Here is a 16,939-nt window from a genome sequence, read left to right as displayed (position 1 = left end):
GAGGTCGGACGGAGGCCCGGAAGGAGCCGGACGGCTACGGGCGGGGTGCGCTCACCACGGTTTCCGGTAGCCGGTGGTCAGTTGGTCGCCGCGGTGGCGCCACTTGGGCTCGTGATCGACGGTCTTGGCCGTGATGTCCCGCAGCCGGCGGATGACACTGCCGTACGCGGCGCTGGCGGTGCTGGAGAGCTTGCCGCCGGGCGGCTCGTCCATGAACGGCATGAACTTGTCGGGGAAGCCGGGCATGGTGCAGGCGATACAGACACCGCCGACATTCGGGCAGCCGCCGATGCCGTCCATCCAGCCCCGCTTGGGCACGTTGCATTTGACCACGGGACCCCAGCAGCCGAGCTTCACCAGACACTTGGGCGAGTCGTAGGTGGTGGCGAACTGGCCCTGTTCGTAGTAGCCGGCCCGGTCGCAGCCCTCGTGCACGGTCGCGCCGAAGAGCCAGGTGGGGCGCAGCTGGTCGTCCAGCGGGATCATCGGGGCCGAGCCCACCGCCTGGTAGAGCAGATAGACCAGCGTCTCCGAGAAGTTGTCCGGCTGGATCGGGCAGCCGGGAACACAGACGATCGGGATCCCGGCCTTGGAGGTCCAGTCCCAGCCCAGGTAGTCGGGCACGCCCATGGCTCCGGTCGGGTTGCCCGCCATCGCGTGGATACCGCCGTACGTGGCGCAGGTGCCGATGGCGACCACGGCGAGCGCCTTGGGGGCGAGCCGGTCGATCCACTCACTGGTGGTGATCGGCTGACCGGTCTCGGGGTCGTCACCGAAACCACACCAGTAGCCTTCCGGCTTGATGGATTCGTTGGGGATGGATCCCTCGATGACCAGCACGAACGGGTCGATCTCACCGCGTTCGCCCTTGAAGAACCACTCGATGAAATTGTCCGCGCCCTGGACGGGGCCGCATTCGAAGTCGATCAGCGGCCAGTGGACGGCGATCTTGGGCAGCCCCGGCAGCACACTGAGCGCGATCTCCTCAATGCTCGGCTGGGTCGCTGCGGTCAGCGACACGGAGTCGCCGTCGCAACTCAGGCCGGCGTTGATCCAGAGAATGTGGATCGGGGACTCATCCTCGGCGGACGGCTTTCCGTTCGCAGCGGCCTGGGCGGCCACGCTCGAAGCTGCAGACATGGGGACGGCTCCTCGGCAGATATGCAACGAAAGCACTCATTCAAGGCTTCCATCCACCTTGGTAACACCGATCCGGAACGGCAGGGCGGTCACAAGGGGCCGTTGTGGTGAACCGTCCCGGCGCCCGGCCCGCTGCAGGGCACCGCCCTGCCGGAGAACGCACGGGAGCCGGGTGACCGCCTTCGCGGCCGCCCGGCTCCCGTGTCGCCGTACAGCGGGTCAGCCCAGTCCCCCGGCCTCCACCGCGGTCACGTCGAACCGTCCGCCGCACACCCGCAGACCGGCACTGCCCGTGGTCATCGGCTCCTTGGATCCGGGCGGGTAGACGAAGACGAGCTGCGAGCGGTCCCAGCACGGGGTGTCCGAGACGCCCTCGTTGAGGGTGTGCAGCAGGACGTGTGCGCTCTGCCCCGGCTGGAGCCGGACGGCGCCGCCGGAGCCGCCTCCGCGAGTGGCGGGCTTGCCGACGGCCGAGCCGTCCCGCTTGATCAGCGAGACTCCGGGGTAGCCCCGCAGCGAACAGGCCTTCTTTCCCTTGTTCGTGAAGACGAGGGGGTAGCGGATGTTGCCCGCACCGATGTCGGAGGCACCCAGGCGCAGCGACATCTGGTCGGCGGTGCAACGGTCCGACGCCGCCATGGCGGAGGCCTGGGACTGTGCGGCGCTCGGGGCCTTGCCCGTCGGCTTGCTGCCGGGTGAGGTCGCCTTCGCCGAGGAGGCCGAGGGACCTGGACCGTTCGCGGAGGACTGCGGCCCTGCCCCGGTCGACTTGCTGCCGCCGGCCGACTGCGAGCCGTCACCGCTCTGCTTGTCGTGGGACGTGACGGGTGCGGCGGCCGACGAGGGGTGCGAGGTGGCGTCGGTCCCGCCCTGGCAGGCGGTGAGCCCCAGCGCTGCGACGGCGATCAGCGATCCCGCGGCGACACGCCGGCCGCGGCCGGGTGTCTTGAAGGTGAGCGACATAAGTGTCCCCCTCGTCTGGTAGGTGCGAGCTCTCGTCGTGGGTGCGTACGGTTCCGTCCAATACTCCTGCCAGCGTGGGCTCGGGCACTGCCGGTCCGCTAACGAGGCACTAACACACCACTAACGAGCCGGGGCGCTGGGCACGCCGGTCTCCCCGGAATCGGCGTGACCAGCCGGTATCCGGGGCGTGTCGCACAGAATCGCAGAGAATTCCCGAGTTGCGGATACGCCACCGCCAGGTTCGGCCGTTCCGTCGATCGAGATCACCGGTCCCATGCTCCCCGGCAGGCCCAGCGGCCCCGGTTTCCTAGGAGGTGGCCCGGTCCCCGCTCGCCCGGTTGACGGCCGACAGCACCGCCCGCACCGAGGCCGTCAGGACGGACGTGTCCTGCCCCGCCCCCCAGTACGTGGCGCCACCGATACGACACTGGACGTAGGCGACGGCGGCGCTGTCCGGACCGGAGGCGAGACCGTGCTCGGCATAGGCCAGGATGTCGACGGGGTGCCCCGCCGCGGCCAGCGCGCCGGCAAATGCGGTGAGCGGGCCGTTGCCGGAGCCCTCGTAGCACCCCGCCACTTCCTCGTCGTCGCCGTCGCCCTCGCTCAGCTCGCACCGGACACGGTGGCGGCCCGGAGCGGGCTCGGTGGCGGTCCACGAGCCGAGCGTCAGCGGGCCGTCCTCCCCCGGCGCCAGATAGGTGCTCCGGAACAACTCCCACAGCTCCTTCGGCGTGGCCTCCTGCCCGCTGTCATCCGTGGCGCGCTGCACCGTGCGGGAGAAGTCGGGGCGCAGGTCCTGCGGGAGGTCCAGGCCGTGGTGCACCCGGAGGAGATGCGCGATCCCGCCCTTGCCCGACTGGCTGTTGACCCGGATGACCGCCTCATAGGTGCAGCCGAGATCCGCCGGGTCGACCGGCAGATACGGCACCGCCCAGGGCGCCTCGCACTCCGGGACGCCCAGCCCGGCGGCGCGTCGGGCGTGGTGGGCCAGTCCCTTGCTGATGGCGTCCTGATGGGTTCCGGAGAAGGCCGTGTGGACGAGCTCACCGGCGTAGGGGTGGCGGGGGTGGACGGGCAGCCGGATGCAGTCCTCCACCGTCCGGCGGACGGTGCCGATGTCGGAGAAGTCGAGCATCGGGTCGACGCCCTGGGTGTGCAGGTTGAGGGCGAGGGTGACCAGGTCGACATTGCCGGTGCGCTCCCCGTTGCCGAACAGGCATCCCTCCACCCGCTGCGCCCCGGCCAGCACGGCGAGTTCCGCACAGGCCACCCCCGTGCCACGGTCGTTGTGCGGGTGCACGGAGAGGACGACGCCGTCCCGCCGTGCCAGATGGCGGTGCATGTACTCGATCTGGTCGGCATACACATTGGGCGTGGCGACCTCGACGGTGGCCGGCAGATTGTGGGTCACCGGGCGGTCCGGTGCGGCGTCCCAGAGCTCCGTCAGGCCGTTGCAGATCTCCAGGACGAGGTCGGGCTCGGTGAGGTTGAAGACCTCCGGCGAGAACTGGAACCGGATGTCGGCCCCGGGCCGGGCGGCGGCCAGCCGGGCCATCTGCGTCGCGGCATCGCGCACCAGACGGTGCACCTCTGCCCGGCTCCGGCCGAGGACCACCTCGCGCCAGGTGGGTGCGGTCGGCGTGTAGAGGTGCACGACGGTGCGCGGCAGCCCCTCGATGGCCGCGAAGGTCCGCTCGATCAGTTCACGGCGGGCGGGGGTGAAGACCACAACCGTCACGTCGTCCGGCACGGCGCCGCTCTCGGCGAGGTGCCGGACGAAGTCGAAGTCGGTGCGGCTCGCGGAGGGGTAGGCGACCTCGATCTCCTTGAAGCCCATCGCGACGAGCAGATCGAACATCCGGCGCTTGCGGGGCGTGTCCATCGGCTCGGCCAGTGCCTGGTTGCCGTCGCGCAGATCGACCGGCACCCACAGCGGGGCCCGCTCGATCCGGGCGGCGGGCCAGGCGCGTCCGGTCAGCGGTACCTCGACGCGGTCGTGGGCGGGCCGGTAGCGGTGGGCCGACATGGCACTGCCTCGCTGCGGATTCCACCCCGGCGCGTCGGCGGGTACCGGCCCGGCGGGCGTACGGAGCGTGGGAAACGAAAGCGTCGCGCCCTGCGTGGCGGCGGAGTCGGCGTAGGAGCGGGCGGGGTGGCTACGGGGCATGGTCAGTCCTTCACAAGCCGGCGGGAGACCGGCAGCACCACACCCCGCGGCGGGGTGCCGGTCGCGTCAGGCCCCGCCGCGGCGGCCAAGAAGGAGACCACGCAGCTTCATGGCGGGTAAACTAACCATGAATCAACTCCTCAGACAACCTGAGAGGTATGACGGGATGTCACTCGACGCGCTCCGCCCCAGTCCACTGGTCGAACAGGCCGCCCAGCGGCTTCGCGACCAGATCACCGGCGGTCACTGGCCGGTGGGCACCAAACTCCCCGGCGAGACCACCCTGGCCAAGACGCTCGGAGTGGGCCGCTCCACGGTCCGCGAAGCCGTGCGGGCCCTCGCCGGCGCCGGGTTGGTGCAGCCGCGCCAGGGCGCCGGCGTCTTCGTGATCGCCACCGAGCCCACCGAGGACTGGCCCGCCCGTCTGCGCGGCGCGGCCGTCGCCGATGTCTACGAGGTCCGCGCCATGGTCGAGGTTCAGGCCGCCCGGCTGGCCGCCGCCCGGCGCACGGACGCCGATGTCGCGGCGATGCGGTCCGCCCTCGGCCAACGGCGTACGGCCGCGGCCGGAGCCGGCCACGCGGACTTCGTGGACGCGGACATCGCCCTGCACGCAGCGGTGGTCGAGGCCGCGCACAACCCCGTACTCAGCGATCTCTTCGCGGAGTTCGTACCGGCGCTGCGCCAGGGACTGATCGATCTCGTGGAGCTCCTGGGACTGCGCGACGAGGACCCACAGCACGGTGATGGCCGCCATGCGGCGCTGGTCGAGGCGGTCGCCGACGGGGACGGCGAGGCCGCGAGCCGCATCCTGCAGACCGAGCTCGACGGGACACTGGCGCAGCTGCTGGGCCAGTGACCTGCGCCGCACGGCCCGCGAACGGGCACCCGCCGATTACCGCCGAGCCCCCGCCATTGGACAGGATGGGCGCCATGACCGAGATCCGCACCCCCCGCCTCATCCTCCGCCGCTGGACCGACGACGACCTCGCCCCCATGGCGGACATCAACACGGACCCGGCGGTCATGCGCTGGATCGGCGACGGCTCCGTCCTGAGCCTGGAGCAAACCGCCGAGGAGATCGAACGGTGGGAGGAGGAGTGGGACGACGAGGGCTTCGGCCTCTTCGCCGTCGAATTGCTCGCCTCGGGCGAACTGGCCGGATGCGCCGGTCTGTCCGTACCCGGATTTCTTCCGGAGGTGGCCCACGAGGTGGCGATCAGCTGGCGCTTCGGACGGCAGTACTGGGGCCAGGGCTACGCTTCCGAAGCCGCCCAGGCCGTGCTGGAGTTCGCCCTCCAGGACCGCGGCCTGGACCGTGTCATCGCCGTCAACCGGCTGGGCCACGAGGCCTCGGACAACGTCCTGCGCAAGCTCGGTATGGCCTTCGAGCGGGAGGCGGCGCATCCGGAGTACGGCCATGCGCTGACGGTGCACAGCATTGATCTCACGGAGTACCAGGGCTGAGCGGGACACGGGGCCCGGGCGCGGCCCGAAAACCGGACGGGGTCCGCACGCTCCCCGGTCGGCATGCGTGCGGACGCGGCGTCGTCGAACGCCGCCGCCTCTCCCCCGCGGTCTCTCCCGAAACGGGGGCGGGGAAGGAGGCGGGGGCGGGTGCGGCGCGCAGCGAGGTGCGCGCACCGCATGCCCGGGTCAGCGGGTGGCCGCCGACGGCTGGGCGAGGTCCAGGTCGAGGATCTCGTGGGCGCCGCCGGCGAGGGATATCGGGACGGCGTACGGCGGGAACCCGGCTGCCGTGAGGGTGTAATGAGTGCCGTTCAGGTCGGCGAAGGCAAAAGCCCCGTCCGGTCCGGTGACGGTGTGCCCCGCGACGGCGCCGTCCTCGACGAGGGTCACGGCGGCATCGGCGAGCGGCCGGCCGTTCGGGCCCCGCACCGTTCCGCGGACGGTCGCGGTCGGCTGCAGGCGGATGTCCTGCCGTTCCGGCTCGCCGCCGGACAGTTCGACGGCACGGGCCTGCGGCTGGTGGCCGGGGGCGCTCAGCACCAGGGTGTAGGGGCCGGGCGGCACAGCGGAGAGGTCCCAGCTCCCGTCGGCGCCGGAGGTCGTACGGGTCACCACCTCGCCACCGGCATCGGTGAGCACGATGCTCCCGCCGGCCAGTGGCGCACCTTCAGGGCCCCCGAGCAGCACGCCGCCCAGCCGGCCGGTGCCCGCGAGTATCAACTCGACCCGGGTGGAAACGTCCCCGCCCCGGTACATGGCCGTGGCGGCATAGGGGGTGTGGCCGGGCGCGGCGCCCGTGAGGACGTAGGTGCCGGCCGCGGGGGCCGCGAGCGCATAGCCCCCGTCGGCGTCGGCCGTGGTGACGCCGGCCTGCCGCCCCCGGCGGTCGATCAGGGTGATGCTCGCGCCCGGTATCGGGCCGCCGGAGGTGTCCAGGACCCGGCCGGCGAAGCCGGAACGGGTGCCGGCCGGCCCGGTCGCGGTCGGCTCGTGCGGCACGTTCCGCACGGCCGTCGCGTTCTGCACGGCCGGCCCGACCGCAGCGGCAACCCGGGCGTCAGCGGCGACCTCGGCGTCAGCACCGGCCACGCCCCCGGCACCGCTGTCACCGATGACGCCGCCGTCACCTCCGTCACCGCCGTCCGTGCTCTGCGCGATCAGGGTCGGACGGGATGCCTTGCGCGCCGAGGGCAGGAAGAACGCCAGGACGACACCGACGATGACGGCGGCCGTGGCGATCAGGAAGGAGACCCGGAATCCGGCCATCGTCGGCACCGTGGCCGGTCCCATCCGCTGGGACATATGGGCCAGCACCATGCCGATCACGGCGCTGGACACGGAGGTGCCGATCGAGCGCATCAGGGTGTTCAGACCGTTGGCCGCACCGGTCTCGGAGGGGTCGACGGCACCGATGATCAGCGCGGGCAGCGAGGAGTACGCCAGGCCGATGCCGGCGCCGAGGACCACCGCGATGATGACGGTCTGCCAGGGGGCCGCCATCAGGCCGATGCCCGCGCCGTAGCCGATCGCGATGACGAGCATGCCCAGCAGCAGCGAGACCTTGGGGCCGCGCCGGGCGGCGATCCGCGCGTACAGCGGGGAGACGAGCATCATCGTCAGGCCCAGTGGCGCCATGCACAGGCCGGCCACCACCATGGACTGGCCGAGGCCGTAACCGGTCGACTCGGGCAGTTGCAGCAGCTGCGGCAGCACCAGGGAGACCGCGTAGAAGGCCACTCCGATGGTGATCGAGGCGAGATTGGTGAGCAGGACCTCGCGGCGGGCGGTGGTCCGCAGGTCGACCAGGGGGTCGGCGATGCGCAGCTCCATCACGCCCCACAGCACCAGGATCAGGGCCGCGATACCGAACAGACCGAGGGTGGTGGGCGAGCCCCAGCCCCAGTCGCTGCCCTTGGTGATGGGCAGCAGCAGGGCGACCAGTCCGGCCGACAGCCCCAGGGCGCCCGCCACGTCGAAGCGGCCCCGGGCACGCACCGCGCTCTCCGGGACGGTCAGGACGGTGAGCAGCATCGACAGCACACCGAGACCGGCCGCGCCGAAGAACAGGGTGTGCCAGTCGGCATGTTGGGCGACCAGGGCCGCGACCGGCAGTGCGAGCCCGCCGCCCACACCGATCGACGAGCTCATCAGGCCCATGGCGGAGCCGAGCCGTTCGCGCGGCAGCTCGTCGCGCATGATGCCGATGCCGAGCGGAATGGCGCCCATGGCGAAGCCCTGCAGCGCCCGGCCCACGATCATGGTGAGCAGGTCGCTGGTGAAGCCGCAGATCAGCGAGCCGACGACCATGACCGCGAGACTGGTCAGCAGCATCCGGCGCTTGCCGTAGAGGTCACCGAGGCGTCCCATGATGGGCGTCGAGACGGCACCCGCGAGGAGGGTGGCCGTCATCACCCAAGTGGCATTGCTCGGGGCCGTGTTGAGCAGCACCGGGAGGTCCTTGATGACCGGCACCAGCAGCGTCTGCATGACCGCGACGACGATGCCGGAGAAGGCGAGGACCGGGACGAGGCCACCACGGGTTCTGCGGTGCCCGCCCACGGTCCGGTCGGGCTCGGGGGGCTCGGCAGCGGTGCCCGCCGCCCTTCCGGGAAGCTGGTCCGTCATCGTGCGGGTCATGCGGGCGGCCTCCAGGGCGGCGGAGATGAGCGTCGGTGGGAGTGGGGGGAGGTGACTTGGGTGGAGAGAGCGGCGGAGCGGGGGTGAGCAGCAGCGTCCAGGGGTGGGGCATCTCCCCCGGGCGTCGGCACGATCAGGCCATGGATACGTGCATGTCGAACGTTTTATCGCGGCGGTCTATTCCGCGATACCGGCCGCCCTCGCTCCCCGGCGGCCGTGATCTGCCTCACTCCGCCCTGCCTCTGACTCCCTCTCGTCCCGTCCATCGGGCCTCCCCCGGCCGCACCCTCGATGCGCGGACTCCGTCGAACCCGCCGAGCCCCAGTGAACAGCACACCACTGACAATCCCGTCCGGCAGAGACCACCGGACGCCGCCGCCCGCCCGCTCGCCCGCTGCTCCCCGCGCACCCGTCCACCTACGACAGGAGGCGCCGCGGGAGCCCCCACGACGCCTCTGACCTGCACCGTTTATCCACAGCACTTACACAGCTCGACCGCCAACACCGCATGCGCGGTATGTTTTCGCCTCCCGCCCCTGCCGGACAATCCACGCCACCCGGCCGCCGCGAGCCGCCCGGCCCGACGCGCCGGAGTCAGCTCGCCGCGGCATCGATCCCGGCGTTGGCCGGCGCCTTCCCCTGCAGGGCGGCATCGAGTTGTGCGCCGCGCTCAGAATCCAGCTTGAGCTTGGCAAGGATGGCCGGAACCGCAATGCTCGGCAGGGTGTGCTCGAAGAAAACGGTCAACCGGCGGCTGAGATCGGCCCGGTTGGTGAAGGCCTGGGACATCATCTGCAGCCCGGCGAAGGCGCCGACGAACAGCTCCGCGGACTCCCGCACGACGATGCTCTCCATCACTTCACCGCGGTCCTTCGCCTCGTTCAGCAGCCCCTCCACGAACACGCTCCACGAGAGCATCGACTGCTTGCGGTCGAGGTGGTTGGAGCCCTGTTCGACCGCCAGCCGCGCCGCCCCGCGCTGGATCGGGTCACTGCGCAGCCGGTACGCCAGCACCTGGCCCGCATCGACGAACTCCTGCAACTTGATGTTCTGCGGCTTCACGGCGATGTCCAGTACGTGTTCATCGAGCACCGCCAGCGCGAGCTGCTCCTTGGAGGCGAAGTGGAAGTACAAGGCGCCCTTGGTGACGCCTGCGCGGTCGAGGACTTCGGCGATGGTCGCGCGGTCGTAACCGAGGTCGTCAAAGACCGCGGCGGCCGCCTCCAAAATCAGTCGCCGGGTCCGGATCGCGCGGTCCTGTTGTGCCACAGGACGCCTCCTGTCTCTCGTGTTTTCCATGTTCGCATCAGTTAGCTACCGCTCAATTCACCCCTGGGTCAGCCACTTGCTGCAATTCGACGCCCGGCATTGAAAATAAAACCGGATGGTACGTATCTTATCAGCGATGTACCTCTTCCCGTAGAGACGCCTGGGGGCACTCATGAGCGACACGATGCACGTCAGCGGCACGGTTCAGCCCAGGGCTCCACATCAGACACACGCGAAGGGGAACCACCGCGCGGCCGCCGGCCATCCCTACGCCCCCCGCATTCCTCAGGAGTTCGTTCACCGGCCCATTGCCGACGACATTCTGGTCACCTCATGGCGCCGGCTGAACGACTCCCGCTTCACGCTGACCGCCCAGTGGCCGCACGACCACGGGTACTTCACTTCGGCGCACGGCCGCCACCACCTCATCCTCACCGGCGAGACCATCCGCCAGGCGGGGCTGCTCCTGTGCCACACCGAACTCGGCGTACCGGTCGGCCACCACTTCATCCTCGGCAACCTGGTGTACACAACCCACCCCGAGCATATGGCCGTTGGCGGCGGGCCCACCCGGCTGACGGTCGATGTCACCTGCAGCCGGATGCGACTGCGGAACGGCACGCTGTCCGGCGGCCACTTCAGCATGACCATCCGCAAGGCGGGCCGGATCGTCGCCACGGGCTATTCCGACGTCGCCGTCGCCTCCCCTGCCGTCTACCGCCGGATCCGTGGCGAACGGCTGGCCGCACGCCGCACCCTGGGCCCACTGCCCGCACCCGTCCCGCACCAACTGACCGGCAGCGCCATGGACAGCGATGTCCTGCTGTCCCCCACCGGCAGGTCCGGGCGGTGGGAACTGCGCATCGCACCCGGCCATGGCGCGATGGTGAATCCGGCGAATGACCACATTCCGGGAATGCTGCTGCTCGACGCCGCACAGCAGGCCGCCCGGGCGCTGACCGCGCCCCAGATCTTCGTGCCGTACGCCTTCGGCACCGAATTCCACCGGTACGCCGAGCACGGCATCCCCTGCACCCTCGTGGCCCGGCGCATCCCGTCCGCGCTCCCCTCCACCACGACGGTTCAGGTCACCGGCTCCCAGGAGGGCAAGCCGGTCTTCGTCTCCACCCTGACCGCACTGGACACCCAGCATTGAGCGCACACCCTCACGGGTCCTGACGCTCTCGTCAGGGGCTCCACACTTCATGAGCCACCGGACCGGGCGGCCTTCGGAGCCGTCTGTCGCGAGGGGTAACGGCTCCTGAGCATGGGCATCGGGCTCCCCGGCTGTCCCACCAGCCATCGAAAGCAACCGGCGGCGGCACGCCGCCACGAGGTGAACGGAAGGCCAAGAACGATCATGGGTGACCTCAAGGGGAAGACCGCGCTGGTGACGGGATCCAGCCGCGGCATCGGCCGGGGCATCGCCCAGCGCCTCGCGGAGGACGGCGCGCTGATCGCCGTCCACTACGGCAGCAACGACATCGCGGCCAAGGAAACGGTCGAAGGCATCACGCGTGCGGGCGGCCGGGCGTTCATGGTCGGCGCGCAACTGGGAGTTCCCGGTGACGCCGAAGCCCTCTTCACCGCCTTCGACACCGAACTCGCCGCCTCCGGCGCGGAGCCCGGCCTCGACATTCTCGTCAACAACGCAGCCCAGAACTTCCCCGGGCGTATGGACGCGGTCACCTACGAGGAGTTCGACCGCACCCTCGCCGTCAACATCAGGGCTCCGTTCTTCGTCATCCAGCACGGTCTGCGACGGATGCGTGACGGCGGACGCATCATCAACATCTCGTCGGCGGTGACGAGTACGGCGCACCCGTCGCAGATCGCCTACAGCCTCTCCAAGGGCGCGCTGGAAACGCTCACGCACACCCTCGCCAAGGACGTCGGCGCGCGCGGGATCACGGTGAACACCATCGCCCCCGGCTGGGTCGAGACCGATGTGACGGCGGCGCGGAGGGCGACGCCGGAAGGGCGGGCCGCACTGGCGGCCTACTCGGTGTTCAACCGCATCGGCCGCCCCTCCGACATCGCGGACGTCGCCGCGTTCCTGGCCTCGGATGCCTCCCGTTGGATCACCGGCCAGCGCTTCGACGTCACGGGCGGCTCGATGCTCTGACCCCGTCGGAGCGGCCCTGGACCGGGATGCGCCGCGGTGTCGTCAGGCGTCGTGGAAGACCAGACCCAGGGAGTGCCGGTGGCCCGAGCGGACGGTGCTCACGCCGTGGCGTACGGGACCGGCCGACCAGCCACGGGCGGAGCGTACGGGGCGGTCGCGGGTGGTGAACACCAGGGCGTGGCCCTGCCGCAGGACGGTGGTGGTGCCGCGGGACTGTGCCCGCGGCCGCTGCTCGACGAGCAGGAATTCGCCGCCGGTGTAGTCGGTGCCCTGCTCGTCCAGGCCGATGACGACCTGGAGGGGGAAGACCATCTCCCCGAAGATGTCGCGGTGCAGTGCGTTCCAGTCGCCGGCTCCGTAACGCAGCAGGATCTGCGAGGACTTGGTCTGCCCGGCGTCGTGGCACATCGTGAGCCACTCCCCCAGGGTGTCCGGCCAGGGGGCCGGCCTGCCGAGTCTGGCCGCCCAGTCGCGGGCGATCCGCAGCAGGTGCGGGTAGAACGCCTCGCGCAGGATCCGGACGGGTTCGGGCAGCGGGTCCGCGAAGTAGCGGTACCGGCCCGAGCCGAAGCGGTGCCGTGCCATGTCGACGGTCGAGCGGAAGCGGGAGGTGTCGTCGTACAGGGCGGTCAGGGCACGGCACTCGGCCGGGCCGAGCAGCCGTGGGGTCAACGCGCAGCCCAGGGCGTCGAGTTCCTTGCCCAGTGCCGTCCAGTCGCCGGCCGCTACCCGTTCGGCGAGCACTGTGGGACGGGCCCGGCGCCGGGTGGTCGTGGTGGTCATGGCGTGCTCCAGGGGGACTTGGGGCGGGCGGGGCGGGCGGGGCGGCTCTCGGGGAGTGGGACGGAGCGGTGCGGTGCGGCCCACGTCCGGTACGGCGGACTCAGCCGGCGGCCGGCGCGACCCCCTCGATGCCGAGGAGTTGCCGCTTGCGCACGGGCCCGCCCGCGTATCCCGACAGGGTCCCGTCCGCAGCGATCACACGGTGGCAGGGCCGGACGACGAGCAGCGGGTTCGAGCCGATCGCCGTGCCGACGGCGCGCACCGCCCCCCGCGCCGCGCCGATCCCGGCCGCGATGGCCCCGTACGTGGTCGTGGTCCCGTACGGGACGGCCTCCAGGGCCTGCCACACGCGCCGCTGGAAGTCCGTGCCCCGGGTGTCGGCGAAGGCGATGGAGAAACGGGTCAGATCCCCGTCGAAATAGGCGCGGAGCTGACGGGCGATCTCGGCGAAGGCGTCCGGGTCGTACGTCCAGCCGTCCTGGACGGTCGCGCCGCCCTTCTGGCCGGGCACGCTCAGCGAGGCGAGCGCGGTGCCGCCCGGTGCGGCGGCTGATTCCTCGCCCACCAGCAGGAGTTCGCCCAGCGGGCTGTCGACGGTGGTGTAGAGCGTCATGGTCGGGTGCTTTCCGTGGTGGAGGGGCGGGTGGGCGCCGGTCCGGTGACCGGCGCGTTCCAGAAGTGGTGCAGGGCGTACGAGCGCCAGGGGCGCCAGGCCTCCGACCGCGCGGCCAGACCGTCCGCCGGGGCTCCGGCCCGGCGCATTCCGGCCAGCACGGCCGCATCGCCGGTGAGCAGCACATCGGGGTCCCCCAGGGCACGCATCCGGATGTAGCCCGCGGTCCACGGGCCGATGCCGCGCAGGCCGAGCAGCACCCGTTCGGCTTCGTCCCGGTCGGCTCCGGCGTCCAGCGTGACGGTGCCGTCGGCGAGCGCGGCGCCGAGAGTGCGCAGGGCCGTCCGCCGTGATCCGGGCATGCCGATCTCCGTGAGTGAGGCTGCCGCCAGGGCGTCGGCACGGGGGAAGAGGTGGGTGAGCGTTCCGGACGGCTCCGGCAGCGGTTCGCCGTACGCGGCGACCAGTGCGCCGCCGAGAGCGCGCCCGGCCGCGACCGAGACCTGCCGGCCGAGCACGGCGCGGACCGCCAGCTCGTCCGGGGCGGCGGTCCCCGGGGACCGCAGTCCGGGATGGCGCTCCACCAGCGTGGCCAGGACGGGGTCTTCACCAAGCCGCTCGGCGACCGCGTACGGGTCCGCGTCCAGGTCGAAGAGGCGCCGCAGCCGCTGCCCGGCGGTGGTGAGGTCACGCAGTTCGCCGAGGCGCAGCCGGCAGTCCAGCCAGCCGTCGCCGGTCGCCTCGTCGACCTCGGCGATACCGGTGCCGTTCGGCAGCCGCAGGGTGCGCCGGTAGGTGCGGGCGCCGGGCTCGCCGACGACCTCCTCGATCCCGGTGATCGCGCGCCGCTGGAGGTGGTCGAAGAGCTGCCCGGCCGCATACGGGCCGCGGAAGGCCAGTCGCAGCGGCAGCACACCGGGCGTGGCAGGCACCGCCACCGGGCCGTATCGGGCCGTCTTGCCGGGGCGGGCGGCCCGCAGCTCGCCCGGCGTGAGCGCGTAGATCTCCTTGATGGTGTCGTTGAACTGGCGCACGCTGGCGAACCCGGCGGCGAACGCGATCTCGGCGGCCCGCAGGCCGGTGGTCTGCAGCAGGACCCGCGCGGTGTGGGCGCGCTGCGCCCGCGCGAGCGCGACCGGGCCGGCGCCGAGCTCGGCGTTCAGCTGCCGCTGCACCTGCCGGGCGCTGTACCCGAGCCGGGCAGCCAGCCCGGCAACCCCTTCCCGGTCCACCACACCATCACCGATGAGCCGCATCGCCCGCCCGACGACATCGGCACGGGCATTCCACTCGGCGGAGCCGGGCACCGCGTCGGGGCGGCAGCGGCGGCAGGCCCGGAAGCCCGAGCCCTGGGCGGCCGCGGCGGTCGGGAAGAAGGCGACGTTCCGGCGTCGGGGCGTGGTGGCGGGGCAGCTCGGCCGGCAGTAGATCCCGGTCGTGGACACCGCGAAGAAGAAGGCGCCGTCGAATCTGGCGTCCCTGCTGCGCACCGCCTCGTACCTGCTGTCCTCGCCCATCACAGGTCCACTGTGCAGCAGGTCGGGCGGCGGTGCTGGCGGAAATCGGACGGCGCGTTCGGGGGACCGGGCGGGCCGGTCCGAGGCGGCCGGGACGGCGCAAGGAGGACGGACGCGTCTAGGACGCCGCCGCGGCCAGGACCACCAGGATCAGGAGGATCGCGAATGTCTCCCAGCGCACGGCCCTTCGCAGGACACGCAGGTCCGTGGAGTGCTCCGACCGGCCGTGCAGCACGGAGCTTCCACTGTGCGCACCGCCGTCGTCGTAGCCGCTGTCCCCGTCGTCGCTCACGCCCTGCTCCCGCTTCTGCCGCACTCTCACGAACCGGCGGCCCGGAGGCCGCCGTTCGCCAGCGTACGTCCTTCGCCCGCGGCGGCTCGATCGCCGGTCGCACCGCGCTCAGGATGGGGCGGAGAGCGGCGGGGCGGGGAGCCGCGTACGGCCTTCGGTCGGCACCGGCCTCAGCCCGACCGCATCGGCTCAGGCCGACCGCATCGGCTCAGGCCGACCGCATCGGCTCAGGCCGGCGGCATCGGCCAGTCGTCCAGCGAACCTCCGCGCCATTCGACGAGCCGGGGGTCGTCCAGTGCGATGTCCTCGGCCGGGCCGGCGACGCCCGCGCGGCGTAGGAACTCGGCGACATCACCACGGCCGTGTGCCAGGCCGACGATCTGCCCACGCACGGTCACCCGTCGGCCACCGGAGGGTGTCGGCGGGTGCACGATGACAGGCGGATGCTCGGACATGCATCCAGCGTGCGCCGGGCTTTCCGGTCACGCACTTCGGCAGCCGCCATGAGCAGCAATCCTTGCCCCTGCAAGAATTCAGTAGGCTGACCGCCGGCCGTGGCCGCAAGGAGACCGCTCCACAGCACCCCGGAACCGACCTCCGTGATGGGAGCATGAGGCCGACCGTGAACAACCCCATGGACTCAGCCGAGTTCTCCCGGGACCCGTATCCGCTGCTCGCCGCGCTGCGGGCGCGCGGCCCGGTACAACGGGTACGCACGGACAACGGCCGTACGACCTGGGTCGTCACCGGCTGGACGGAGGCCAGGGCGGCGCTGGCGGATACCCGGCTGTCGAAGGACACCGCCCGCTACTTCGCCGACCGGCCCGGCAACCGCCGGCTGGCCCCCGCCGTCAGCCGCACCATGCTCGCCACCGACCCGCCGCACCACGGCCGGCTGCGAAAGCTGGCGATGAAGGCGTTCACTCCGGCGGCCGTCGCACGACTGGAGCCCCGTATCCGCGCGATCGCGGAGGAGCTGGCCGACGCACTGGCCACGCGCGGGTCGGCCGACCTCGTCGAGGAGTTCGCCGTGCCGCTGCCGATCGCGGTGATCAGCGAGATGCTGGGGCTGCCGGAGGCGGACCGTGCGGCGGTGCGGCGCTGGTCCCATGACCTGTTCGCCGCGGGGGCGCCGGACACCGTGGACCGCGCGTCGCACGCCCTCAGCGACTACCTGACGCGGCTGATCGAGGGGCGGCGCAAGAACCTCGGGGACGACGTCCTCAGTGGCCTGATCGCCGCCCGGGACGAGACCGACCGGCTGTCCGAGGGCGAACTCGTGTCACTGGCCGTGCTGTTGGTGGTCGCAGGCCACGAGACCACCACCCACCTCATCGGCAACGGCATGGTGGCCCTGCTCCAGGACGACGCGCTCCGCTCCCGCCTCCGGGCCGATCCCGCGCTGCTCCCCGCCGCGGTCGAGGAATTCCTGCGCTACGACTCCCCGATCACGCTCGCGACCTTCCGCTTTGCCACCGAACCGTTCGAACTCGGCGGTGCCCGGATCGGCGCGGGAGATGTGGTTCTGGTGTCCCTCGGAGCCGCCAACCGCGATCCCGCACGGTTCCCCGCGCCGGACGAGGTACGCCTCGACCGTCATCGCCGTACGGGACCAACGGGACCAACGGAGCCATGGGACGCTCCCGGCTCTCCGGAATCTCCCCGGTGCCCCCGGCCCCCGGCCAGACTCCAGGGCCCCGACCGCCCGGGCGGTCATCTCTCGTTCGGACACGGCCCGCACCACTGCCTCGGAGCGCCGCTGGCCCGCGTGGAGGCCCGTATCGCCTTCGAGATGCTGCTGACGCGCTTCCCGGGCATCCGGCCTGCGGTGGACAGTTGGGACGCCCTGGAGTGGCGTCACACCCGCCTGATGCACGGGCCGGCCGCCCTGCCGGTGATCCTCGGCCCGTGACACGGCGGACCGGCGCCCGTGACCGCAGTGCGGCAGTCACGGCGCCGGTGG

At 71.7% G+C, this 16,939-nt stretch carries 15 protein-coding genes; 5 read left to right on the top strand and 10 right to left on the bottom strand.

The features are described from left to right. Positions 1–51 precede the first annotated feature (51 nt). The 3 genes from ACGFR7_RS02200 to ACGFR7_RS02190 all read right to left on the bottom strand — a co-directional run bounded on the left by ACGFR7_RS02200 (position 52) and on the right by ACGFR7_RS02190 (position 4,270). Positions 52–1,140, bottom strand: a complete 1,089-nt coding sequence (locus ACGFR7_RS02200) for a hydrogenase expression protein HypE (RefSeq protein ID WP_393311981.1) — start codon at positions 1,138–1,140, stop codon at positions 52–54. 219 nt (positions 1,141–1,359) lie between these two features. Further along, positions 1,360–2,103 (bottom strand): DUF4232 domain-containing protein, encoded by a 744-nt coding sequence (locus tag ACGFR7_RS02195; protein WP_393311979.1) that lies wholly within the window; start codon positions 2,101–2,103, stop codon positions 1,360–1,362. 307 nt (positions 2,104–2,410) lie between these two features. Beyond that, complete coding sequence (locus ACGFR7_RS02190) at positions 2,411–4,270, bottom strand: 2-isopropylmalate synthase (protein WP_393311977.1); 1,860 nt, start codon at positions 4,268–4,270, stop codon at positions 2,411–2,413. 166 nt (positions 4,271–4,436) lie between these two features. Here ACGFR7_RS02190 and ACGFR7_RS02185 point away from each other — a divergent pair, with 166 nt between their 5' ends. Both ACGFR7_RS02185 and ACGFR7_RS02180 read left to right on the top strand, forming a co-directional pair. After that, positions 4,437–5,129, top strand: a complete 693-nt coding sequence (locus tag ACGFR7_RS02185) for a FadR/GntR family transcriptional regulator (protein WP_393311975.1) — start codon at positions 4,437–4,439, stop codon at positions 5,127–5,129. Between the two features lie 74 nt (positions 5,130–5,203). Beyond that, entirely contained in the window at positions 5,204–5,737 is a 534-nt protein-coding gene (locus ACGFR7_RS02180; protein ID WP_393311973.1) for a GNAT family N-acetyltransferase, read from the top strand. Positions 5,738–5,926: 189 nt separating this feature from the next. Here ACGFR7_RS02180 and ACGFR7_RS02175 read toward each other — a convergent pair whose 3' ends face one another. Together ACGFR7_RS02175 and ACGFR7_RS02170 are read right to left on the bottom strand one after the other, a co-directional pair. Then, positions 5,927–8,377 (bottom strand): MFS transporter, encoded by a 2,451-nt coding sequence (locus ACGFR7_RS02175; RefSeq protein ID WP_393311971.1) that lies wholly within the window; start codon positions 8,375–8,377, stop codon positions 5,927–5,929. A 594-nt stretch (positions 8,378–8,971) separates the two neighbouring features. Then, on the bottom strand, positions 8,972–9,646 hold the full coding sequence (locus ACGFR7_RS02170) for a ScbR family autoregulator-binding transcription factor (protein WP_393311969.1): 675 nt from the start codon (positions 9,644–9,646) through the stop codon (positions 8,972–8,974). Positions 9,647–9,818: 172 nt separating this feature from the next. Between ACGFR7_RS02170 and ACGFR7_RS02165 the strand changes: the two genes are divergently transcribed. Both ACGFR7_RS02165 and ACGFR7_RS02160 read left to right on the top strand, forming a co-directional pair. Continuing rightward, entirely contained in the window at positions 9,819–10,802 is a 984-nt protein-coding gene (locus ACGFR7_RS02165) for a ScbA/BarX family gamma-butyrolactone biosynthesis protein (RefSeq protein ID WP_393311967.1), read from the top strand. 204 nt (positions 10,803–11,006) lie between these two features. Continuing rightward, entirely contained in the window at positions 11,007–11,771 is a 765-nt protein-coding gene (locus ACGFR7_RS02160) for an SDR family oxidoreductase (RefSeq protein ID WP_393311965.1), read from the top strand. Between the two features lie 42 nt (positions 11,772–11,813). Here the strand turns inward: ACGFR7_RS02160 and ACGFR7_RS02155 are convergent, their stop codons facing one another. From ACGFR7_RS02155 to ACGFR7_RS02135, 5 genes are all read right to left on the bottom strand, one after another. Next, on the bottom strand, positions 11,814–12,554 hold the full coding sequence (locus ACGFR7_RS02155; RefSeq protein ID WP_393311963.1) for a 2OG-Fe(II) oxygenase: 741 nt from the start codon (positions 12,552–12,554) through the stop codon (positions 11,814–11,816). Between the two features lie 100 nt (positions 12,555–12,654). Continuing rightward, positions 12,655–13,167, bottom strand: coding sequence for a methylated-DNA--[protein]-cysteine S-methyltransferase (locus ACGFR7_RS02150; protein ID WP_393311961.1), 513 nt, complete (start codon positions 13,165–13,167; stop codon positions 12,655–12,657). Beyond that, complete coding sequence (locus ACGFR7_RS02145; RefSeq protein WP_393312634.1) at positions 13,164–14,684, bottom strand: AlkA N-terminal domain-containing protein; 1,521 nt, start codon at positions 14,682–14,684, stop codon at positions 13,164–13,166. Before ACGFR7_RS02145 ends, ACGFR7_RS02150 begins: the two co-directional genes overlap by 4 nt. A 118-nt stretch (positions 14,685–14,802) precedes the next feature. Beyond that, a complete protein-coding gene (locus ACGFR7_RS02140) occupies positions 14,803–14,976 on the bottom strand; it encodes a hypothetical protein (protein WP_393311959.1) in 174 nt (57 codons plus the stop codon). Positions 14,977–15,203: 227 nt separating this feature from the next. Then, complete coding sequence (locus tag ACGFR7_RS02135) at positions 15,204–15,431, bottom strand: hypothetical protein (RefSeq protein ID WP_086717821.1); 228 nt, start codon at positions 15,429–15,431, stop codon at positions 15,204–15,206. A gap of 155 nt (positions 15,432–15,586) precedes the next feature. On the opposite strand from ACGFR7_RS02135, the gene ACGFR7_RS02130 reads away from it, so the two are divergent. Then, on the top strand, positions 15,587–16,888 hold the full coding sequence (locus tag ACGFR7_RS02130) for a cytochrome P450 (RefSeq protein ID WP_393311957.1): 1,302 nt from the start codon (positions 15,587–15,589) through the stop codon (positions 16,886–16,888). Positions 16,889–16,939: the final 51 nt, after the last annotated feature.

The sequence above is a fragment of the Streptomyces sp. NPDC048516 genome (assembly GCF_043199875.1).
Lineage (GTDB): Bacteria > Actinomycetota > Actinomycetes > Streptomycetales > Streptomycetaceae > Streptomyces.
The sequence above is the reverse complement of the archived record's forward strand: the minus strand, read 5'-3'. Positions and strand labels throughout refer to the sequence as shown.